Annotated in this window: 19 protein-coding genes; 7 read left to right on the top strand and 12 right to left on the bottom strand. The window is 72.4% G+C overall.

The annotated features are described in order from the left end of the window. Positions 1-78 precede the first annotated feature (78 nt). On the top strand, positions 79-525 hold the full coding sequence (locus ACIA8X_RS13385; protein WP_093904056.1) for an Lrp/AsnC family transcriptional regulator: 447 nt from the start codon (positions 79-81) through the stop codon (positions 523-525). 7 nt (positions 526-532) lie between these two features. On the opposite strand, the gene ACIA8X_RS13380 is transcribed toward ACIA8X_RS13385, so the two are convergent. The 5 genes from ACIA8X_RS13380 to ACIA8X_RS13360 all read right to left on the bottom strand — a co-directional run bounded on the left by ACIA8X_RS13380 (position 533) and on the right by ACIA8X_RS13360 (position 6,949). Continuing rightward, on the bottom strand, positions 533-3,682 hold the full coding sequence (locus ACIA8X_RS13380) for an AAA family ATPase (RefSeq protein ID WP_399458331.1): 3,150 nt from the start codon (positions 3,680-3,682) through the stop codon (positions 533-535). Beyond that, the gene (locus ACIA8X_RS13375) at positions 3,679-4,842 is read right to left on the bottom strand and encodes an exonuclease SbcCD subunit D (protein WP_399458330.1); all 1,164 of its coding nucleotides are present in this window, start codon (positions 4,840-4,842) and stop codon (positions 3,679-3,681) included. Before ACIA8X_RS13375 ends, ACIA8X_RS13380 begins: the two co-directional genes overlap by 4 nt. 135 nt (positions 4,843-4,977) lie before the next feature. Then, positions 4,978-5,604, bottom strand: a complete 627-nt coding sequence (locus ACIA8X_RS13370) for a YigZ family protein (protein WP_393446334.1) — start codon at positions 5,602-5,604, stop codon at positions 4,978-4,980. A 47-nt stretch (positions 5,605-5,651) separates the two neighbouring features. Then, positions 5,652-6,194 (bottom strand): SixA phosphatase family protein, encoded by a 543-nt coding sequence (locus ACIA8X_RS13365; protein WP_393446336.1) that lies wholly within the window; start codon positions 6,192-6,194, stop codon positions 5,652-5,654. Further along, entirely contained in the window at positions 6,191-6,949 is a 759-nt protein-coding gene (locus tag ACIA8X_RS13360) for a hypothetical protein (RefSeq protein ID WP_393446338.1), read from the bottom strand. The genes ACIA8X_RS13365 and ACIA8X_RS13360 overlap by 4 nt, the downstream gene beginning before the upstream one ends. Positions 6,950-7,163: 214 nt before the next feature. Between ACIA8X_RS13360 and ACIA8X_RS13355 the strand changes: the two genes are divergently transcribed. The 3 genes from ACIA8X_RS13355 (at position 7,164) to ACIA8X_RS13345 (ending at position 10,058) form a co-directional block, all read left to right on the top strand. Beyond that, entirely contained in the window at positions 7,164-7,571 is a 408-nt protein-coding gene (locus ACIA8X_RS13355; RefSeq protein WP_393446340.1) for a CoA-binding protein, read from the top strand. A gap of 49 nt (positions 7,572-7,620) precedes the next feature. Further along, positions 7,621-8,844, top strand: a complete 1,224-nt coding sequence (locus ACIA8X_RS13350) for a 4-hydroxybenzoate 3-monooxygenase (protein ID WP_399458329.1) — start codon at positions 7,621-7,623, stop codon at positions 8,842-8,844. Between the two features lie 113 nt (positions 8,845-8,957). Next, a complete protein-coding gene (locus tag ACIA8X_RS13345) occupies positions 8,958-10,058 on the top strand; it encodes a cation diffusion facilitator family transporter (RefSeq protein WP_399458328.1) in 1,101 nt (366 codons plus the stop codon). Between the two features lie 10 nt (positions 10,059-10,068). Here ACIA8X_RS13345 and ACIA8X_RS13340 read toward each other — a convergent pair whose 3' ends face one another. After that, positions 10,069-10,626 carry a YbaK/EbsC family protein gene (locus tag ACIA8X_RS13340; protein WP_393446346.1) on the bottom strand — a complete coding sequence of 186 codons (558 nt, stop codon included), beginning with the start codon at positions 10,624-10,626 and terminating at the stop codon, positions 10,069-10,071. A 43-nt stretch (positions 10,627-10,669) separates the two neighbouring features. Beyond that, positions 10,670-11,242, bottom strand: a complete 573-nt coding sequence (locus tag ACIA8X_RS13335; protein ID WP_393446348.1) for a helix-turn-helix domain-containing protein — start codon at positions 11,240-11,242, stop codon at positions 10,670-10,672. A gap of 146 nt (positions 11,243-11,388) precedes the next feature. Here ACIA8X_RS13335 and ACIA8X_RS13330 point away from each other — a divergent pair, with 146 nt between their 5' ends. After that, complete coding sequence (locus ACIA8X_RS13330; RefSeq protein WP_393446350.1) at positions 11,389-12,246, top strand: EamA family transporter; 858 nt, start codon at positions 11,389-11,391, stop codon at positions 12,244-12,246. 163 nt (positions 12,247-12,409) lie between these two features. On the opposite strand, the gene ACIA8X_RS13325 is transcribed toward ACIA8X_RS13330, so the two are convergent. Further along, complete coding sequence (locus tag ACIA8X_RS13325; protein ID WP_393446352.1) at positions 12,410-13,207, bottom strand: acyltransferase; 798 nt, start codon at positions 13,205-13,207, stop codon at positions 12,410-12,412. Between the two features lie 109 nt (positions 13,208-13,316). On the opposite strand from ACIA8X_RS13325, the gene ACIA8X_RS13320 reads away from it, so the two are divergent. Continuing rightward, positions 13,317-13,847, top strand: a complete 531-nt coding sequence (locus ACIA8X_RS13320) for a gamma carbonic anhydrase family protein (RefSeq protein ID WP_393446354.1) — start codon at positions 13,317-13,319, stop codon at positions 13,845-13,847. Between the two features lie 92 nt (positions 13,848-13,939). On the opposite strand, the gene ACIA8X_RS13315 is transcribed toward ACIA8X_RS13320, so the two are convergent. From ACIA8X_RS13315 to ACIA8X_RS13305, 3 genes are all read right to left on the bottom strand, one after another. After that, positions 13,940-14,584 carry a DedA family protein gene (locus ACIA8X_RS13315; protein ID WP_393446355.1) on the bottom strand — a complete coding sequence of 215 codons (645 nt, stop codon included), beginning with the start codon at positions 14,582-14,584 and terminating at the stop codon, positions 13,940-13,942. Positions 14,585-14,657: 73 nt separating this feature from the next. Beyond that, positions 14,658-16,232 carry a carboxylesterase/lipase family protein gene (locus ACIA8X_RS13310; protein ID WP_393446357.1) on the bottom strand — a complete coding sequence of 525 codons (1,575 nt, stop codon included), beginning with the start codon at positions 16,230-16,232 and terminating at the stop codon, positions 14,658-14,660. 140 nt (positions 16,233-16,372) lie between these two features. Then, complete coding sequence (locus ACIA8X_RS13305; RefSeq protein ID WP_393446435.1) at positions 16,373-18,067, bottom strand: ricin-type beta-trefoil lectin domain protein; 1,695 nt, start codon at positions 18,065-18,067, stop codon at positions 16,373-16,375. Positions 18,068-18,570: 503 nt separating this feature from the next. Here ACIA8X_RS13305 and galU point away from each other — a divergent pair. Further along, on the top strand, positions 18,571-19,584 hold the full coding sequence (gene galU, locus ACIA8X_RS13300; protein WP_393446359.1) for a UTP--glucose-1-phosphate uridylyltransferase GalU: 1,014 nt from the start codon (positions 18,571-18,573) through the stop codon (positions 19,582-19,584). An 88-nt stretch (positions 19,585-19,672) separates the two neighbouring features. Here galU and ACIA8X_RS13295 read toward each other — a convergent pair whose 3' ends face one another. Beyond that, positions 19,673-20,125, bottom strand: coding sequence for a DUF4442 domain-containing protein (locus ACIA8X_RS13295; RefSeq protein WP_393446361.1), 453 nt, complete (start codon positions 20,123-20,125; stop codon positions 19,673-19,675). Positions 20,126-20,220 lie beyond the last annotated feature (95 nt).

The following is a 20,220-nucleotide window of genomic DNA, read 5'->3' as shown; positions in this document are numbered from 1 at the left end:
CCGGTGATCCCCTCCCTGAAGGGGAGATCCCCGGCCCTCCTCTTGATCCACCGGGTATTTCCCTGCTATTCCTCGCCCATGACCGCGTTTTCCCCGGACGCCACCGACTGGCGCATCCTCGACGTCCTCCAGCGCGAGGGCCGCGCCAGCTTCGCCGAGCTGGCCCGTGCCGTGTCCATGTCCGCGAGCGCGGTCACGGAGCGGGTGAGGCGGCTGGAGGAGGCGGGCGTCATCCAGGGGTACGCGGCGGTCGTCGACCCCGAGCGGCTGGGGCTGCCGATCCTGGCCTTCGTGCGCCTTCGGTACCCCAACGGCAACTACAAGCCCTTCCACGACCTCGTCGCCGCCACGCCGGAGATCCTGGAGGCCCATCACGTCACCGGCGACGACTGCTTCGTCATCAAGGTCACGGCCCGCTCGATGCAGCACCTGGAGGAGGTGTCCGGCAAGATCGGCGCGCTGGGATCGGTGACGACGAGCGTCGTCTACTCGTCACCGCTGCCCCGCCGACCGCTGGGCAACTGAACCGAGGTCACCCGACGCCCCGCTGCCGCAGCACCGACCCCGATCTGCCCTTCACCACCTCCAACTGCGCGTGTATCCGCCGCCGCAGATCGGCGACATGGCTGACGATCCCGACGCTGCGATCGCGCTCACGCAGTGAGTCCAGGACGTCGAGCACCTCGTCGAGGGTCTGGTCGTCGAGGCTGCCGAAGCCCTCGTCGATGAAGAGCGTGTCGAGCCGGACGCCGCCCGCCTCGTCGGTGACCACGTCCGCGAGCCCGAGAGCGAGGGCCAGCGAGGCGAAGAACGTCTCGCCGCCCGACAGTGTCGCCGTGTCCCGCTCCCGCCCGGTCCAGGAGTCGACCACGTGCAGCCCGAGCCCGCTGCGGCCACGACCGGCCCGGTCATCGGAGTGGACCAGGGTGTAGCGGCCGGACGACATGCGCCGCAGCCGTACGGTCGCGGCGGCGGCGACCTGTTCGAGGCGCGCGGCGAGCACGTACGACTCCAGGCGCATCCTGCGTTCGTTGTCCGCCGAGGTGCCCGCGGTGAGCGCGGCGAGGCGGGCCACCCGGTCGTACTCCGCGCGCAGCGGGGCGAGTTGGCGTACGGCGGTGGCCGCTCGGGCGGACAGCCGGTCGAGTTCTGTGCAGCGCCGGGTGGCCGCGTCGCGCGCGGAGGCGGCGTCGCGGGCACGCTGTGCGGCGGCGGATGCGGTGCGCTCCGCGGATCCCACGTCGGCGGGCGGTCGCTGGGCGGCGGCCGAGGTGTCGGCCTCGGCGAGGACGGCGCGTACGGCGGCCTCCTCGGACTGCCAGGCGTCCAGGCGTCGTTGCAGCTCGCGGTGGGCGGTGTCGTCGAGGAGGGCGGCAGCCGCGGCCTGCGGGGTGTCGAAGCCCGCACGGAAGGCGGCGTCGGCCAGGCGGGCGTCGGCGTCCTTGAGCCGCTGGGCGGTGTCCTCGGCGGCGCGCGCGGTGTCGGCGGCGTCGGTGAGCAGGGCGACCTGCCGCTCCAGCTGTGCGGCCCGCGCGGCCACGCTGTCGGCGGTGCCGCGTGCCTGGGCCAACTCCGCTTCCAGGGCCGCCTTCTCGCGGTCCAACCGCTCACGGTGGCCGACCCGGGCGGCGGCCCGGACCGCCGCCTGCTGGTGGGCGGCCGTGCGCTGCTCGTGCTCCCCCTCGGCCCGGCGCAGTTCCTCGTGCGTGGAGTGCAGCGCGGAGGCGTCCTTGCGGGCCTGCGTGTACAGCTGCTCCAACTGGTCGGCCGCTTCGGCGAGTTGGCGCGTCGGCAGGTCGCCGGCCTCGGCGGTGGCGGCGGCCAGGGCTTCCCTTACGACGCCCAGGCGCCGTTCACTCTCGGCCTGCCGTTCCTCTGCCTGCTGGTACGTGGCGAGCGCCCGCTCCTCCGCCTCCCGGTCGACGTGGCCGGCGTCCTTGCGGGCGGGGGCGGGGTGCTCGGTGGCACCGCAGACGGCACAGGGTGCGCCGTCCTGGAGCTGCGCGGCGAGTTCCGCGGCGATGCCGTTCAGGCGCTGTTCCTTGATGTCCAGCCACCGCGCCTTGGCCGCGAGTGCCTGCTCCTGGGCGCGAGCGGCCTGTTCGGCGGCCGTGTCCGTGTCGCCGGCCAGTTGGTCGCGCATCCGGGCCGCGGCGAGCCGCTGCCGCGCGGGCTCGCGCTGCACGGCCAGTTGGTCGGCGCGGTGCGCGGCCTCCTGCGCGGATTCGATCCGGGTCTGGAGCCCGGCCCGGGTCGCCGCCCACCCGGCGAGCCAGGCCTCGGCATCCAGCCGGACCTCGTCGTCGGCCCGCTCCTGACGATCCAACTGCGCCCGCTCCGCCACCAGTTCGCTGAGCCGCCGCTCACCACGACGGGCCGACTCAAGCCCACCCAACTCCTCGGCGAACCGCCGCGCGGCGGCCGAGAGTCCGGCGGCACCGGAGTCGGCGAAGGTGTCCGCTGGACGGGCAGACACGTGCGCCCCGGAGGTCCCGTCCTGCCCGTCGGCCAGGACGTCCCCCGGCCGGTGAGCCCCAAGTCCGTCCCCTGAAGCGGCGCCGAACCCGATCCCGCGGTCCACCCCCACTCCCGGGCCTTCGCCGCCGAAGGCCTCCCCCAGCACCGCACGCGCGCGTGCCTGCGCCACGGCCGCCTGCCGGTGCTCGGCGTCAGCGGCGTCCCGCAGCTCCAGTGCCGGTGCCACCGCCTCGGCCTTGCGGGCCCGCTCCATGCGTGTCTGTGCCTCGCGGTGGGCGTCGGCCCGCTCCTCCAGCAGCCGGGCCCGCCCCTGCGCCTCGGCGAACCGCCGCTGCAACCGGGCCACTTCGTGTACGTCCGCCAGGGCACGGTCGGCCGCGGCCTGGGCCGATTCTGCGGCCAGGAGGCGGCAGTGGGCGACGGTCAGCTGTTCGCGGGCCGTGCTGCGGGCGACGGCGGCGGCACCCAGGATGGCCTCGGCCAGGCCGGGCTCGCCCGGTGCGAGGTCGGGCAACGGCATGGCGTCGCCCGCCGCCTGCTGCATCCGGTGCGCGTCGGCCAGCAGCGCGGCGTCGCCGTCCCGCACCTGGGCCTCGGCCGCCCGGCGACGCTCGGCGAGGCGCTTCTCGACCTCGGCGAAGCGCTGGGTGTCGAAGAGGCGGCCCAGCAGCTTGCCGCGGGCCTCGGCGTCGGCGCGCAGGAAGCGGGCGAAGTCGCCCTGGGGCAACAGCACGACCTGGCAGAACTGCTCGCGGCTCATGCCGAGCAGCTGGGTGATCTCCTCGCCGATCTCCTGGTGCGAGCGGCTGAGGTCCTTCCAGGTCCCGCCCTGCGCGTCGTACTCGCGCAGCCAGCTCTGCGCCTTGTCGAGCGTCGTACCCGAACCGCGCTTCTTGGGGCGCTCCCAGGGTGGCTGCCGGGTGACCTCCAACCGGCGCCCGGCGACGGTCAGTTCGAGGCGGACCTCCGTGCGCGTGCCGGCCACGGCGTGGTCGCTGCGCAGCGTCATGCCCTGGCCGCTCTGCCGGGCGCCCGGCACGGAGCCGTAGAGCGCGTAGCAGACGGCGTCCAGGACGGAGGTCTTGCCGGCGCCGGTGGGGCCGTGCAGCAGGAAGAGCCCGGCGGTCGACAGCGCGTCGAAGTCGACGGACTGGGAGCCGCCGAACGGCCCGAAGGCCGTCACATCGAGGCGATGGAGCCTCACCGCGCCACCTCCCGCACGGCCTCGTCGGCCCGCACCGCGTCGAACGCGTCCCGCAGCACGCCCTGTTCGCGTTCGTCGGGCCCGGCCCCCCGCACATGCGCCACGAAGTCCTCCGCGATCTCCTGGTCGCTGCGGCCCGCGAGCCGCTGCGCATAGGACACGTCGGGATCGTCCGGCGCCCGCTCGGGGTCGAAGACGAGGCTGAGGGTGTGCGGGAAGCGTTCGGTGAGGCGGGCCATGGGGTCCGCCGGGCGCACCGCGTCCGTGAGCGTCGCCTCGACCCACGCCTCCTCGTGCCGCGCGAGGGCGGGGTCGGCGAGCAGCTCCTCCAGCGTCCCCCGGATCCGGGCCAGCGCGCGCGGCACCGGGCAGTCGACGCGCTCGGCGGTCACCGCGCCGTCGGCGTCCAGGTCGACGAGCCACATGCTCTTGCGGTGGTCGGCCTCCGAGAAGGAGTACGGCAACGGCGAGCCCGAGTAGCGGACGCGCTCGGTGATGGTCTGGCAGCCGTGCAGATGGCCCAATGCCGCGTAGTCGACGCCGTCGAAGACCCCGGCGGGCACCGCGGCCACCCCGCCGACGGTGATGTCCCGCTCGCTGTCGCTGGCCTCGCCCCCGGTGACGAAGGCGTGCGCGAGGACGACCGACCGCGTGCCACGCGCGCGTGTGGCGAGGTCGGCGCGCACCCGGTCCATGGCGGCGGCGAGCACGGCCTCGTGCCCGGGCTTGTCCACGCCGAACTCGTCCTTCACCAGGGCGGGTTCGAGATAGGGCAGCCCGTAGAAGGCCACGTCACCGAAGTCGTCCCGGAGCACGACCGGCGTTCCGCACGCGGACGGCTCGGTGCGCAGATGGATGCCCGCACGGCCGATCAGTCCCGCGCCCACGCCGAGTCGGCGTGCCGAGTCGTGGTTGCCGGAGATCATCACCGTCGGCACACCGAGGTCGGCGAGCCGGTGCAGGGCGTCGTCGAACAGCTCGACCGCGGCGAGCGGCGGGACCGCCCGGTCGTACACGTCTCCCGACACGACCACCGCGTCCACGCCGCGCTCACGCACGGTCGTGACGAGGTGGCCGATGAACTCGGCCTGGGCGCCGAGCATGCCGACCCGGTGGAACGCCCGGCCGAGATGCCAGTCGGAAGTGTGCAGGAGCCTCATGATCCCCGAGACTAACGGCCGGGTCTGACAGCACGGGCGGTTACTCCCGTATCGCCCCGTCATGACGGGCCCGCCATACGTGCGTTACGGACATTTCAGTCACTGGTGTTTCGCCCGAGCAGGCAGCTCGGCTCGTCACGCGTCCCCGTACGCCTCTCCCCCGAGCTCGAACCCTGCCGTGCCCGCCGTCACGTCCGCGAGCCACTCCCGGAACGCCTCCACCTCGGCCTCCGGCAGGCCGATCTCGATGGTGACCGCCTCCGCGTACCGCACGTCCCGCACCTCGCGGCCGGTCGACCTCAGGTCGTTCTCCACCTTGCCGGCGCGCTGGTGGTCGACGGTGACCGTGGCCAGCCGGAAGCGGCGCCGGGTGATCGTGTCGAGGGTGTCCAGCGCCCCGCCGACCGCCCCACCGTAGGCCCGGATCAGTCCGCCCGCGCCGAGCTTCACGCCGCCGTAGTAGCGGGTGACGACGGCGACGACGTAGCGCATGTCACGGCGCAGCAGCATCTGGAGCATGGGGACGCCGGCCGTGCCTCCCGGTTCGCCGTCGTCGCTGGCCTTCTGGATCGCGGCGTCGGCGCCGATGACGTAGGCCCAGCAGTTGTGGGTGGCGTCCGCGTGCTCCTTGCGGACGGCGGCGAGGAACTCCTGGGCCTCCTGCTCGGTGGCGGCCGGGGCGAGCGCACAGATGAAGCGTGAGCGGTTGACCTCGGTCTCGTGCACGCCCGCGTGGGCGACTGTGCGGTACTCGTCCTGCATCGGGCCAGCCTATGCGCCGCGGCCACGCCCGCCCGCGCGGGAGGGGCTCACTTCTTCTTTCCCCGCGCCACCATCACGTCCGTGAGCAGTGCGGTGCCTGGCGCGAGCGCCCGCCAGGCCGGGCCGTGCCAGGCCAGGACGGCGATCGCCGACGTCGGGAACTTCGTGCGGACCTCGTCCAGGGTGTCGTCGAGGCCGTCCCCGGCGAGTTCGAGGACCAGATCCTCCAGGCCCGGGTTGTGCCCGACCAGCAGCAGCGTCTCGACCTCGGGGGGCACCTCTCGCACGACGGCCAGCAGCTCGGGCACGTCGGCCCCGTACAGCCGCTGGTCGTGGCGCACCGGCGGGGGCGTGCCCCACTCGGCGGACGCCAGTTCCCAGGTGGCACGCGCGCGTGCCGCGGTCGAGCACAGCGCGAGGTCCGGCAGACAGTCGGCGTCGGCGAGCATCCGGCCCGCGACCGGGGCGTCCCGGCGGCCGCGTGGGGCGAGCGGGCGTTCGTGGTCGGCGACGCCGTCCGGCCAGGCGGACTTGGCGTGCCGCAGGACGACCAGGCGGCGCAGCGGGCCGGCTCCGATGCGGGAGGTCATGAGGGGTTTCCCAGGTCGCGGGCGAGGTCGAGGCCGAGGAGACGGTCGGCGTAGGCGTACGTCTCGAAGCGGGCGCCGTCCGGCAGGTCCGGCGCGTTCTCCACCCAGCGTAGGACTCCCAGGACTCCGGGCAGGTCCAGGTCGTCCTCCCATGCGGTGCGCAGCTCCGCCCGCACCTCGTTCGGGATGGGCCGCGACGGCCGCTGCGCCCAGGAGGCGACGGCACCGCGCCAGCGTACGAGGGTGTCGTGGGCGTCCACGAGGGCGGCCCTGTCGAGCCGCAGGGGCACGCTTCTGCGCCGGGAGAGCAGCGCGAGGCGCAGGGCCGCGGGGTCGGCCTCCTCCGGGGGTGCCTCCGCGTGCACGGGCGCGACGGCGACCCGCACTCCGTCGGGCTCCGCGCCGCCCTCGCGTACGACATGGAGGACCTGTGCCTCGCCCAGTCCCGACGCCGCGTCCCGGCCGTCCTCGAAGGGCCGGATGCCCAGCGCCGCGGCGCCGGCCCGTAGCTCCGCCTGCTGTCGCTCCTCGTCGAGCAGCGCCCAGACCGGCGTACCGCCGAGTTCCAGAGCGCGGACGAGCAGGTCGGCGACCAGCAGTATCCGCAGGGCGGTGACGTCGAAGCCCTCCGTATGCGCCTCGACGCGGGTCAGGCCCCGGCGGGCGGGGGTGGCGTCGACGGGCTCGCCGGTTCGGGCGTCGATGATGCGCAGCACGGAGCGAGCGTAGGCGGACGGACCGCCCCGCGCAGCCATCCGGCCCGTTTTCCGGTCACCGTGGCGGGCTTCGGGGCTGCCGGGAGTTCGCTGGTCACCCCATGGTTGTACGGCCCATTCACGCACTCGACGCGTATGTCGTACCCGGGCATCGCCAGCCCGGGAATCCTTGTGGGCCGTCGGCCGTTGTGCGTGGAGACGACAGAGGGACGACGGTTGGACGGAAGTCCTACGAGGCGCAGGGAGGCCGGCGGTGTACGGCGACGAGGCAGCGGTCCGCAAGATCCTCACCGAACTGGGCGACACCTGGGCGATCGTGGGCCTGTCGTCCAACGAGCGGCGAGCGGCGTACGGCGTCGCCGAGGTGCTGCAGCGCTACGGCAAGCGCATCGTGCCGGTCCATCCGAAGGCGGAGACGGTCCATGGCGAGCAGGGCTACGCCTCCCTGGCGGACATCCCCTTCGACGTGGACGTGGTCGACGTGTTCGTGAACAGCGACCTCGCCGGGCCGGTCGCCGACGAGGCGGTCGCCAAGGGGGCCGAGGCGGTCTGGTTCCAGCTGGGCGTCATCGACGAGGCGGCGTACGACCGCACCCGCGCGGCGGGGCTGGAGATGGTCATGGACCGCTGCCCGGCCATCGAGATACCGCGCCTGGGCTAGGGGCGCCTTCCCCTCCCCTCCTCGCGTCGGCCGCCCGCATAATGCTCGCGTGACTTCCTCCTCCCCCCACACCAACTCCGGTGCCCCGCAGCGTTTCCCGGTCGTCATCGTGGGTGCCGGACCGGCCGGTCTCACCATCGGCAACATCCTGCGGGCGGCGTCCGTCGACTGTCTGGTCCTGGAGATCGAGACCCGTCAGTTCATCGAGCAGCGGCCGCGGGCCGGGGTCATCGAGGAGTGGGTCGTACGCGGTCTCCAGCAGCGGGGGCTCGCGGACACCCTGCTGGAGCGGGCGCAGCGGCACACGGAGTGCGAGTTCCGGTTCGCCGGGGAGCGCTATCGGTTCGAGTACGCCGAACTGACGGGGCAGCACCACTGGGTCTATCCGCAGCCGTTGCTGGTGACGGACCTGGTGCGCGAGTACGCGGACGTGCGCGGCGGGGCCATACGCTTCGGCGTTCAGGACGTGGAGCTGCACGACGTCGACACCGACCACGCCTCGGTGTCGTACACCTGCCCGGAGACGGGCCGACGCGAGGTCGTGCACTGCGACTTCGTCGCGGGCTGCGACGGGGCGCGCGGGGTGACGCGGGCCGCGGTGCCCGCCGACCGTGCGCACATCTCCCGCAGCGACTACGGCATCGGCTGGCTGGCGCTGCTCGCCGAGGCGCCGCCGTCCTCCGACTGCGTGCTGTTCGGCATACATCCGAACGGGTTCGCCGGGCACATGCCGCGCAGCGCCGACGTGACCCGCTACTACCTCGAATGCCCGCCCGGCGACGACCCGGAGAACTGGTCGCACGATCGGGTCTGGACGGAGCTCCAGCAGCGCCTCGGGGTGAACGGCGCGCCGCCGCTCACGGAGGGGCGGCTGATCGAGAAGCGCGTCCTCGACATGCACAACTACGTGGTCGAACCCATGGTGTTCGGCCGCCTCTTCCTGGCCGGCGACGCCGCCCACCTGACCGCCCCGATCGCCGCCAAGGGCATGAACCTCGCCCTGCACGACGCCTTCCTGCTCGGTGACGCGCTCATCGCGTACCTCACCAAGGGCGACGGCACCGGCCTGGCCGGCTACTCGGCGGCCTGCCTGGGCCGGGTGTGGGACTACCAGGAGTTCTCCCACTGGCTCTCCGAGGTCTACCACGGCACGTCCTCGGGCGACCCCTACCGCGCGGGCACCACCCTCGCCCGCCTCCGCCGCCTCTTCGGCTCCCCGACGGCGGCGATGGCCTTCGCCGAGCAGTACCTGGGCACGCACGCCGACTACTGAGTCGGTGCGGGTGCGCATCCTGCGCAGGTGATAGGTGCATGCGTGCGCTCATACGCACATAATGGCGTTGTGGGTGGCCACCAGCCCACTCCCTCGTACCGGAAGGGGCCGCCGTGAGTGACGGGCACGCGCACGAGCACCAGGGCCATCACGGCCACGCGCACAACCACGACCAGCATCACAACCACGACCACCATGGGCACTCCCACACCCACGCCCGCACAACGGCCCGCCTCCGCCACCGCCTGCCCCACCTCCTCAAGCCCCACTCCCACGAAACCGCCGACAAGCTCGACTCCGCCCTGGAGTCCTCGGCCCGCGGCATGCGCGCGCTCTGGGTCTCGCTGGCCGTGCTCGGCGTGACCGCGCTCGCCCAGGCGGTCGTCGTCGTCGCCTCCGGGTCCGTGGCGCTGCTCGGCGACACCGTGCACAACACCGCGGACGCGCTGACCGCCGTACCGCTCGGAATCGCCTTCGTGCTGGGCCGGCGCGCGGCGACCCGCCGCTTCACCTACGGCTACGGGCGGGCCGAGGACCTCGCGGGCATCGTCATCGTGCTGACGATCGCCGCGTCCGCGGCATTCGCGGCGTGGACGGCGGTCGACCGCCTCCTCGATCCGCGGCCTGTGCAGCAGATCCCGGCCGTGGCCGTGGCGGCGCTCGTCGGGTTCGCGGGCAACGAGTGGGTGGCCCGGTACCGGATCCGGGTCGGGCGGGCGATCGGCTCGGCCGCGCTGGTCGCGGACGGACTGCACGCCCGTACGGACGGATTCACCTCACTGGCGGTCCTGTTGAGCGCTGGAGGCGCCGCACTCGGGTGGCAACTCGCGGACCCGATCGTGGGGTTGGCGATCACGGCCGCCATCACGCTGGTGCTGCGGGACGCGGCACGCGAGGTGTTCCGGCGGGTGATGGACGCCGTGGACCCGGCGCTGGTGGACCGGGCCGAGCGGGCGCTGCGGGAGGTCGCCGGCGTGCGCGAGGTGGGCGAGTTGCGGCTGCGCTGGATCGGGCACCGCCTGCGCGCGGAGGTGGCGGTGGTCGTGGACGGCGAGGTGACGGTACGTCAGGCGCACGCCATCGCCGTCGACGCCGAACACGCGCTGCTGCACGCCGTGCCCCGGCTCACCGCGGCCCTGGTCCACGCCGACCCGGCACCGGTGCCGGGCGAGGCGGATCCACACCTGGCCCTCGCCCACCACGCCACGGCCTGAGCCCGCGCGCTCAGGCGACGCCGAGCCCCTCCAGCACGACCGCCCCCGGCAGCTCCGCGAACGCCTTCCCCGGCACCAGCAGTTTGCCCCGCCGGCGCCCGCTGCCGACCAGGACGTACGGCAGGTCGACGACGGCGGAGTCCACCAGCACCGGCCAGCCGTCGGGCAGACCGATCGGGGTGATGCCGCCGTACTCCATGCCGGTCTCGCCGGTCGCCGTGTCCATCGAGGCGAACGACGCCTTGCGCGCGCCGAGTTGACGGCGTACGACGCCGTTCACGTCGACCCGGGTGGCGGAGAGCACGACGCACGCGGCCAGCGTGGTCTCGCCGCCGCGCTTGCCCGCGACGACCACGCAGTTCGCGGACTGCCCCAGCAGTTCCGGCCCGTAGTGCTCCAGGAAGACGGCGGTGTCGGCCCACCGCGGATCGGTCTCGACGTAGACGATCTGGTCGGCGGGGACGCTGCCGTGCCAGTGACGTACGGCGTCGGCGACGGGGCGGGTGAGCTCGTCGAGGCAGTCGGGGGCGGGGGTGGCGTTGTCGAAGTGTCCGATGGGCGCGTCCATGAGCGCACGCTAACAGGACCGCCGACGCCCTCGGAGCAAGGTCTCAGCGGGCGGGCGGGACCGACACGGCCAGCATCCACTCCGTGGGGACGTCGCCCTGATTGCCGTAGGAGTGCGGGGCGTCGGCCTCGAAGGTGGCGCTCGCGCCGGCGGGGACGCGGTACTCCGTGTCGTCGACGGTGAGGGTCAGTTCGCCCACCGTGACGTGGACGATCTCAACGGTGCCGACGGGGTGCGGGTCCGAGACGCTGCTCTCGCCGGGCATCATCCGCCAGTGCCACATCTCAAGCGGCCCGGGCGCCTCCGTGCCGGCGAGAAGCCGGCTGGCGCTGCCCGCGTCCGTGTGCCACAGCCGCACGACCTGGTCGGCGGGGACGACCCGCACCTTCGGCCCCTGCTCGTAGTCGAGCAGGGTGGTGATGCTGATCCCGAGCGCGTCACCGATCTTGATCACTGTGCCGAGGCTCGGGTTGGTGCGCGCCTGCTCGATCTGGATGAGCATGCCGCGGCTGACGCCTGCCCGGGCGGCGAGCACATCCAGCGTGAAGCCGCGCGCCGCGCGCCAGTGCTTGACGTTGCGCGCCAGGGACTGGGTCAACAGGTCGAGGTCCGACACATTCCGTCCAATTCAATCCAATTCCGGCAAATTGCACCCAACTCCCCCCGCGCTCCGGAGTGCAATATTCTGGATGACAGGGTCCAGCGTGCTGCACTACGGTGGGGTGCACCCGATCGTGCACCGAACTGTACTGCGAGGCACCCGTGACAGCACTCTTCGCCCTGGCCACCAGCCTGCTGTGGGGGCTGGCCGACTTCGGCGGCGGACTGCTGACCCGGCGCACCCCGGCGCTCACGGTGGTCGTCGTCTCGCAGGCGATCGCGGCGACCGTGCTCGGCGTGATCGTGGTCGCCACCGGCGGCTGGAGCGAGGCCGGTTCCCAGCTGTGGTTCGCGGTCGCCGCCGGCTTGGTGGGGCCGGTCGCCCTGCTCTGCTTCTACAAGGCGCTCGCGCTGGGCCCCATGGGCGTGGTCTCCCCGCTCGGCACCGTGGGCGTGGCGGTCCCGGTCGGTGTGGGTCTCTTCCTCGGCGAGCGGCCCGGGCTGATGCAGGTCGCGGGGATCGCGGTCGCCGTGCTCGGCGTCCTGCTCGCGGGCGGACCGCAGCTGCGGGGCGCTCCCGTGCAGCGGCAGGCGATCCTGCTCACGCTGATCGCGGCGTTCGGCTTCGGCGCCGTCTTCGCGCTGATCGCGGAGGCGTCGACGACGATCACCGGCCTGTTCCTCGCACTCTTCGTGCAGCGGGTGGTCAACGTGGCGGCGGGCGGCCTCGCGTTGTACGTCTCCGTACGGCGGGGCGCAGCGGCTCTCCCGGAGGACGGTTTCCCCTGGCGCTCGCTGCCGGCGCTCGCCTTCGTCGGCCTCGCCGACGTCGCGGCGAACGGCACCTACGTGGTCGCCGCCCACCACGGCCCGGTCACCGTGGCCGCCGTACTGGCCTCGCTCTACCCGGTGGTGACCGCGCTGGCCGCACGCGGGATTCTCCGGGAGCGGCTGCGGGCGGTGCAGGCGGCGGGCGCGGGGCTGGCGCTGGTGGGAACGCTGCTGCTGGCCTCCGGCTGACTCGGAGGCCGTGTTGGCGTGCGTGCCGGCGTCGCACGCCCGGCCGGGGGCCATGACTCGGGCCGGCGGGCATGGCAGGCATCGCGCGCCCCGCCGGAGACATGACACGGGCTGACGTGCGTGCCAAGCGTCGCGCGCCCGGCCGGGGACACGACTGGAGCTCTCAGGACTCCGCAGCCGGCTCGACGAGTTCGACGGACGCCTGCTCGTCCAGCTCCGCCAACTTCGCCGCCGTCTCCTCGTCCAGCTCGGCCAGCGCCTGGAGCTGCTCGGGTGTGATCCCGTCGGGTATCGGCACCGGAGCCGGGGTCCGCAGCGGCGGCTGCCAGCCGTCGCCGGGCGTCCAGCGCCGTACGACACGGGCGGGCGCCCCCGCCACGACGGCATGGTCGGGCACCGTCCCCCGGACCACGGCACCGGCCGCGACCACGACGTTCCGCCCGATCCGCGCGCCCGGCAGGATGACGGCACCGGTGCCGATCCAGCATCCCGACCCGATCTCGACCGGCTCCATACGCGGCCACTGCTTGCCGATGGGCTCGTCCGGATCGTCGTACGAGTGATTGGTGGAGGTGACGTAGACGTACGGCCCGAAGTAGCAGTCGCTGCCGATCGTGACCGTCGTGTCGGCGATGACATGGCTGCCGCGGCCCAGCACGACGCCGTCCCCTATGCGCAGGATCGGCTCCGGGCCGAGGTCGAGGTCGGGCATCAGACCGGCGGTGAGCGTCACCTGCTCGCCGACGATGCAGTGGGAGCCGAGGTGGATCCAGGGTTCGCCGAAGACCGTGCCGAGCGGGAAGGCCAGTCGGGTGGCTTCGCCGATCGAGCCGAAGTGGAGGCGGCCGGGGTTCTCGGCGGTCACCGAACCCGTGCGCTGCACCCAGGCCCAGGCCGCGTGGACGGCGCGCTGCGTGAGGCTGCGCCGCCAGGACGAGAACGTGTTCTTGCGCTTGGGCACGCGTTCACCGTACTGAGCGTTCGGCGCCCTTATGAGGTCGAGGGGCTGTGATCTTCGCCCTACCGGGTGGCGTAGCGTTCCGGAGTACCGAGGACGACAGGAGACGGTGATGACGCACAAGGCGCTGATCAAGGGCATCGGCGGCAGAGAGCCGAAGATCGACGGAGAGGTGTTCGTGGCGCCGACGGCCTCGGTGATCGGGGACGTGACGCTGGAAGCGGGAGCGAGTGTCTGGTACGGCGCGGTGCTGCGCGGCGACGTCGAGAAGATCTCCGTCGGTGCGAGCAGCAATGTGCAGGACAACTGCACGCTTCATGCCGATCCCGGGTTCCCGGTGACCGTCGGCGAGCGGGTGTCCATCGGGCACAACGCCGTCGTGCACGGGGCGACTGTCGAGGACGACTGCTTGATCGGGATGGGGGCGACCGTGCTCAACGGTGCGGTGATCGGGGCGGGCTCCTTGGTCGCAGCGCAGGCTCTTGTGCCGCAGGGGATGCGGGTGCCGGCTGGGTCGCTGGTCGCGGGGGTGCCGGCGAAGGTGAAGCGGGAGCTGACGGAGGAGGAGCGTCAGGGCGTCACGCTCAACGGGACCATGTATGCGGAGTTGGCGAAGGCTCACCGGGAAGAGCACGGGGCGTGAGGTCGTGCGCGGTCTGCGGGTTCGTTGTGGCTGGTCGCGCCCACGCGGCGGAGCCGCAAATTGATACAGCCCCGCGCCCCTGAAGGGGCGTATTAGTCCCCGGCGGCTACCGGTTCTGGCTCTCGCTGTGTCGTCTGGGCCTTCTTTGCCTTGTGCTTGATGATCAGCATCGATGTGAGGCCGATCAGTACCGCCGCCACCAGGCCCAGCCAGGAGAAGCGCTTCAGCCAGGACTCGGCGACCACGCCCACGTAGTAGATGACCGCGGTCGTGCCGCCCGCCCAGAGGATGCCGCCGAAGACGTTGGCGATCAGGAACTTCCAGTACGGCATGTGCAGGACGCCCGCGAGGGGGCCCGCGAAGATCCGCAGGAGGGCGACGAAGCGGCCGAAGAAGACGGCCCACATGCCCCACTTCTGGAAGGAGCGCTCGGCGGTGGCGATGTGGCCCTCGCTGAAGTGCTTGGGGAACTTCGTGCCCAGCCAGGCCAGGAGTGGTCGGCCGCCCTTGCGGCCGATGGCGTAGCCGATGGAGTCGCCGATGATCGCGCCCGCGGTCGCGCAGGCGCCGAGCACGAACGGGTCGATCTCACCGTGCTGTGAGGCGAGCAGCGCCGAGGAGACCAGGATGATCTCGCCGGGCAGCGGGATGCCGAGGCTCTCCAGTCCGATGACCACGCCGACCAGCAGATAGATCGCCAGTGGGGGCACCGTTTCGAGCCATTCCTGGACGTGCAACGCCGCTTCCTCTCGTCACCTGGACCGTGTGTTTCCCGGCGCACGCTCGGCTGTGAGCGTGCGCCGGGGCAGCCTACCCGCTCTGAGTGACGGTCTCGGTGTCCCACAGGTTGCACTGGTGCTCACCGTGCACAGTGGTGCTCGTCTCATTCCCGCCGGCGGACGTGGTGCGCAGGGCCAGCACCCTTCCCGGCCGGGACGGCATAGCGGGCTCACCTGCCGCCCGCGGCACCCCGTCCCGGACGAAGGAGCCCCAGTACTGGACCATCTGCCGCGCCAGCCTCCGCTGCTCGGCGTTCAGCGGTGACTCAAGGCCGAAGTGCTTGAAGAGGTACTGCACCTCGTTGACGTGGGTCGCGCCGAAGTCGAAGTCGGTGCCGAGGTCGCGCAGGGAGGCGAAGGGCGGGGAGGTGCGGTCGGCGAACTCGTACGCGTAGACCTTGCCGCGTCCGGCGAGGGTGCCGTCGAGGCGGAGGGCCGAGCAGGCGAAGAGCTGGTCGCCCTGGGCTGTGGCGTACGCGATGGTCGGTGAGGGGTGGGAGGAGAGGGGGTAGCGCGTGAGTGCCTCTTCGCCGAAGTCCGTCCGCATCACCGTCGGGTACTGGTCGGCGGTGAGCGGGGTACCGCTCAGGTCGAAGCGGGCGAAGGCGAAGAGGCGGCCCTCGTCCTGGTTCGCGCCGTTCATGACCGGTACGCCGGCCGCGGCCCCCTGCGCGAACGCCTCCTTCGGCTGCCTCGGCAGGAACGCGCCACCGGTCACCGGCGCCCAGTCGAACCCGCTCTGGGCGGCCAGGATCTCGGCGGGCGGCTTGGCGCGCAGACACGCGATGTCGGTGCAGCCCAGCTTCTGCGCGAAGGCGGCGCCCTGCGCCACGGCCGTCTCGTGCGGGCGCGCACCGCAGTCGCCGTACGCCCCGCTCTGGATGATCCCGGCCCGGAACAGCCCCTTGCCCGTCGGCGAGGCCAGCTGGGTGCAGACCGACCGGCCGCCCGCCGACTCGCCCGCGATGGTCACGCGGCCCGGGTCGCCGCCGAAGCGGCCGATGTTGGCGCGCACCCAGCGCAGCGCGGCCTGCTGGTCGAGCATGCCGAAGTTGCCGGAGACCCCGTCGCCCGCCTCGCCGTCGAGGCCCGCCGTGGCGAGGAAGCCCATCGCCCCGAGGCGGTAGTTGACGGTCACGACGACCGTGCCGGTCTGCCGGGCGAAGGTGTCGGGGACGACGTCCTGGCCGGCCCCGGCGGTGAGGCCTCCGCCGTGGAACCAGACCATGACAGCCCGGCGGGCGGCGCCTTCGGGGACGTACGCATTGTCGGGGACGTACACATTGAGGTCGAGGCAGTCCTCGGTGTGGCTCGGCTGCTCATAGCCGGGATCCCAACTCGATGCCTGCACACACTTGTTGCCGAAGTCCCGTGCCGTACGCACGCCCTGCCAGGGCCGGACCGGCCGCGGCTCCCGCCAGCGGAGTCCCGCGACGGGCGGCTCGGCGTAGGGGATGCCGAGGAACTGCCGTCCCTCTGCGGTGGTTTCACCCCGGATCAGGCCCGCGTCGGTGCGGACCACGGGGTCGTCGGTGGCCTGCGCGGGCACGGGAATGATGAGCGCCGCCGCGAGGGCCAGCAGCGCGACGGACAGACGACGTAACACCGGTCCACCTCCACATTCGTCCGCAGTTGAAGGCACTACGTTGTGAGGCGCCGGTGACGCGTGTCAACGACGTGGACGAGAAACGGCTGAATGAAGGCAGCAAGAGAAGAAGAGGCCACCCCGGCGGGGTGGCCCCTCGACTAGCGGACGGCGGTGTCGAGCGCCGTCGTGGCGGTGCCCACGACGGTGGACGCCGTGGCCGGCACCTCGGCCGGGAGGGCCACGACGGCATCGACGGGGGCGGCGGGCTCGGCCGCGTCGCCGGAGTCCTCCTGGACGTACCGCGTCTCGTACTGCGGCTCCGGATGGTCCGACGGCCGGTCCGGCTCGTCCTTCGGGGACTCGGCCTCGGGCGGCCCGGGGACTGCGGCACGCGGCTCCTCGGACTCGGGCGCCGTGGGCGCGTCACCCTCCCCTTTCCCGGCCGGCTTCCCCTCCTCCTTCCGCTGCGGCGTCGCCTCGCTCACGTCGGCGAGCCCGCCGTCGAGCAACCAGCGCTGCCCCTCGGACCCGTCCCGTTCGGCGAGCACCACGCTCTCGCCCTCGCCGGACGCGACCGCCAGCCCGCCGGACCGGCGCGGCAGCAGCTCCCCGTGGACGGTGAGGTCGTAGCGCACCTCGCCGGCGTGCGCGAGGCAGTTGGCCAGGACGACCGTGCCCTTGTCGGAGTCGGAGTCGAGGCAGAGGGTGGGGTCGGCGGCGCTGCGCAGCAGACCGCTGTCCTGGTACGACCACTGCTGGGACGCGGCCGACGAGCACTCCGCCAGTTCGGCCCGGGCACCCGTGCGGATCTCGCCCTCGTGGAGGTCAAGGCACAGGCCACGGTCGACGTTGCGGAGCCTGCCCTGGCCGATCTCGACGGGGTCCTCGGCCGAGGCGGCCGACGGTGAACCGCCCGTCGAGGGTCCCGTTCTCGCGCCCGGGTTGACGGACTGGCCGCTCGGCGCGCCCCAGGTCGCCTGGGCGTCGGGAACGCCGCTCTCCTCGGACCAGCCCTTGGCGGTGAGCACCGTGACGAGCAGGGCGAGGGAGGTCAGACCGATGCCCACGGCGAGCGCCTTCGTACGTCCGCGCTCCATGGCGAGCTGGTCCGGGCGGTGCCGTCCGCCGCGCCGGGGGCGGGTGAACGACGCCGATCCGTCGGCGCCTCGCCCCGGTCGGGAGTCGAGATAGCGCCGGGCGCCCCAGCCGAGCACGGTTTCGGCCAGCAGTACTTCGAGTCCGCCCTCGAAATGGCTGAGCTGCTCGGCGGCGTGCCGGCAGTAACGGCACTCCATCAGATGCTGTTGCACATCGGGCAACAGAGCCCCGCCCCGGCGAATGGGGACGTCGAGGAGGCGGTTGTAGTAACGGCATTCCCGGCTGGGCGCGAGTTCGCGGTGGGCGCGGACGCAACCCGCCCGGAATTGCTCACGCACTCCCTCCATCGCGGCCGACGCGGTGCCCGCGTCCACCCCCAGCAGACCAGCGGGTATGGTTATCGGTTCCGCCTCGACCTCGGTGTGCCAGAGGAGGCATTGCGAGGCCCCCGGGAGAGCCCGGAATGCGCGTTCGGCGATTTGACGCCTTTCGGGCGTCACGGACCGTGCCGCGCGCAGCCCACGCCCTCCGGTGGGTTTGCCGAGTTCCGGCAGCAGGGCGGAAATTGCGCCGTCCGCCGCCCACTCCTTCACCAGCTCCCGTACGGCGGTGAGGAGTTGGGGGCGCAGCGCGCCGCCGGCCGGTCGGCCGAGCACGCGATGGAACGCCGCGGCGGCCACCATGGAGGCCGAACTCTCGGTGGACACGAGGCAGATGGCCGCGTAGTCGTAGGCGGCTCGCCAGTGCCGCGTCATCAGTAGCGCGACGGCTCGGCCGTCCGCTCCGGCCTTGCCCAGGTTCGCGAGGAGATCGCGATCGGACCGTCCGGGGCTCACTCCGGGCCGCGGCGGGTACGGCGGTCGTGGGGGGTAAGGGGATTGCACTGAACCAATTCCTTCCCAGCCGCAGGACGCCAAGGGGAATGCGCGTCCGTTGGAAAGCAGGTGCGTGATTGGTGCGTACCTAGGCCGCGTCACCTGTGGACCGGCTATCGGGCCGCTCACTTTCGCACAAGCGATGCACAGGAAACAAGAAGTTCGAGTGACCAACGTTCAAAAGGCAGAGAATTCAGAAAAGTTACCGGCGGTATCCGCACCCGCATTCGACGGTGCCGTCGGACCGGACGTCAAGTTGTGTGCAGGCAAAGACCGTTAGTCCACGGAATCTTCTCTTCCGCATAGCTCATACCTCATACCCCACAGCAAGCTCCGAGCTTTCTCTCGGCGTGCTCTCATCCCCGTACTCCAGCATGGGCCGCATGATCGTCCCCCACACGACACCCACCACCCCCGATCAGGCGCGGAAGGTCCGCAAGGCGGTCGTCCCGGCAGCGGGCCTCGGCACCCGGTTCCTGCCCGCGACGAAGGCGACCCCGAAGGAGATGCTGCCGGTCGTCGACAAGCCGGCCATCCAGTACGTCGTCGAGGAGGCCGCGGCGGCCGGTCTCGACGACGTACTGATGATCACCGGCCGGCACAAGCGCGCCATCGAGGACCACTTCGACAACGCCTTCGAGCTGGAGCAGGCTCTGACCGCGAAGGGCGACACCGTACGGCTGGACGCGGTGCGCGACCCGGCCCGGCTCGCCGACATCCACCACATCCGCCAGGGCGACCCGCTCGGCCTCGGCCACGCGGTGCTGTGCGCCCGCCATCACGTCGGCGACCAGCCGTTCGCCGTCCTCCTGGGCGACGACCTCATCGATCCCCGCGAGACCCTGCTGAGCCGGATGCTGGAGGTCCGCGACCGCTACGAGGGCAGCGTGGTCGCCCTCATGGAGGTCCCGCCGGAGCAGATCCACCTCTACGGCTGCGCGGCCGTCGAACCGTCCGGCGAGGATGGCGTGGTCCGCGTCACGGGCCTGGTCGAGAAGCCGTCACGCGAGGACGCGCCGAGCCACTACGCGGTCATCGGCCGCTACGTCCTCGACCCGGCCGTCTTCGGCATCCTGGAGCGCACCCCGCCCGGCCGCGGCGGCGAGATCCAACTGACCGACGCGCTGCAGGACATGGCGGCGGGTGGGACGGTCCACGGGGTCGTCTTCGACGGGCTGCGCTACGACACCGGCGACAAGGCGGACTACCTGCGCACGGTGGTACGGCTGGCGTGCGGCCGGACGGACCTGGGGCCCGAGTTCACGGCCTGGCTGAAGGAGTTCGTGGCGGGTCTGGAGGATGCCGGGGCTGGCCGGGCGAATACCGAGGCCGACCTGGCGGAAGCCGACGCTGACCGCGCGGATGCCGGGGCGGGCCGGAACCGGCTCGCGGCCTGAGCACTCACGGCCTGCACGCTCACACCCCCGGACAGCGCACAGGGGCCCCACTCGGGGCCCCTGCCTGCTGCCGTGCGGTCGGCTCGGTTCAGCTGTTCGGCCGCAGCGTCCATACGACGGTCATCTCGCTGGTGACGGCCCCGTCCCCGCGCCGGATCTCGATGGCCACGGGGAACTCGGGCCGCTCCCCGGCGTCGAGCTCCGCGACGACCTCGGCGGCCGGACGGCCCAGGGTCGCGGTGGCTGTGACGGCGCCCATGGCGAGCTTCTTGTAGGCGATCTCGGCGCGCACGGCGAGCGGCACGGCACGCGAGAGCTGCTCGCCGAACGCGGCCAGCACGATGGCCCCGCTGGCGGACTCCCCGAGCGTGAACATCGCGCCGGCGTGCGGCCCGCCCACGTGGTTGTGGAAGTCGCTCTGGTCCGGCAGAGCCACCACGGCCTTGTCCGGCGTGGTCTCAAGGAACTCGAGGTTCAGGGTCCGGGCCATGGGCACGGTGGCGGCGAGCATCTCGCCTATGGACATCTGGTCTGCGCTCATGGCGGTCATGTTACCCATGAGTAGGATCCAGGGAACAGGTCGAACCCGATGTGACGAGCGTCGTATCCACGCACGCCCGGGCACCGCCCGTCCAT

This window comes from Streptomyces sp. NPDC051738 (assembly GCF_044453205.1).
GTDB lineage: Bacteria > Actinomycetota > Actinomycetes > Streptomycetales > Streptomycetaceae > Streptomyces.
The sequence above is the reverse complement of the archived record's forward strand: the minus strand, read 5'-3'. Positions and strand labels throughout refer to the sequence as shown.

Bases quoted from the DNA above. Each gene is read 5' to 3' on its own strand.
- ACIA8X_RS13305 (WP_393446435.1), bottom strand. From the start codon at position 18,067: ATGACGCGGCACTGGCGAGCCGCCTACGACTACGCGGCCATCTGCCTC.
- ACIA8X_RS13360 (WP_393446338.1), bottom strand. From the start codon at position 6,949: ATGGCTGCGCGGGGCGGTCCGTCCGCCTACGCTCGCTCCGTGCTGCGC.
- ACIA8X_RS13340 (WP_393446346.1), bottom strand. From the start codon at position 10,626: ATGGACGCGCCCATCGGACACTTCGACAACGCCACCCCCGCCCCCGAC.
- ACIA8X_RS13295 (WP_393446361.1), bottom strand. From the start codon at position 20,125: ATGAGCGCAGACCAGATGTCCATAGGCGAGATGCTCGCCGCCACCGTG.
- galU (WP_393446359.1), top strand. From the start codon at position 18,571: ATGATCGTCCCCCACACGACACCCACCACCCCCGATCAGGCGCGGAAG.
- ACIA8X_RS13365 (WP_393446336.1), bottom strand. From the start codon at position 6,194: ATGACCTCCCGCATCGGAGCCGGCCCGCTGCGCCGCCTGGTCGTCCTG.
- ACIA8X_RS13370 (WP_393446334.1), bottom strand. From the start codon at position 5,604: ATGCAGGACGAGTACCGCACAGTCGCCCACGCGGGCGTGCACGAGACC.
- ACIA8X_RS13375 (WP_399458330.1), bottom strand. From the start codon at position 4,842: ATGAGGCTCCTGCACACTTCCGACTGGCATCTCGGCCGGGCGTTCCAC.
- ACIA8X_RS13385 (WP_093904056.1), top strand. From the start codon at position 79: ATGACCGCGTTTTCCCCGGACGCCACCGACTGGCGCATCCTCGACGTC.
- ACIA8X_RS13320 (WP_393446354.1), top strand. From the start codon at position 13,317: ATGACGCACAAGGCGCTGATCAAGGGCATCGGCGGCAGAGAGCCGAAG.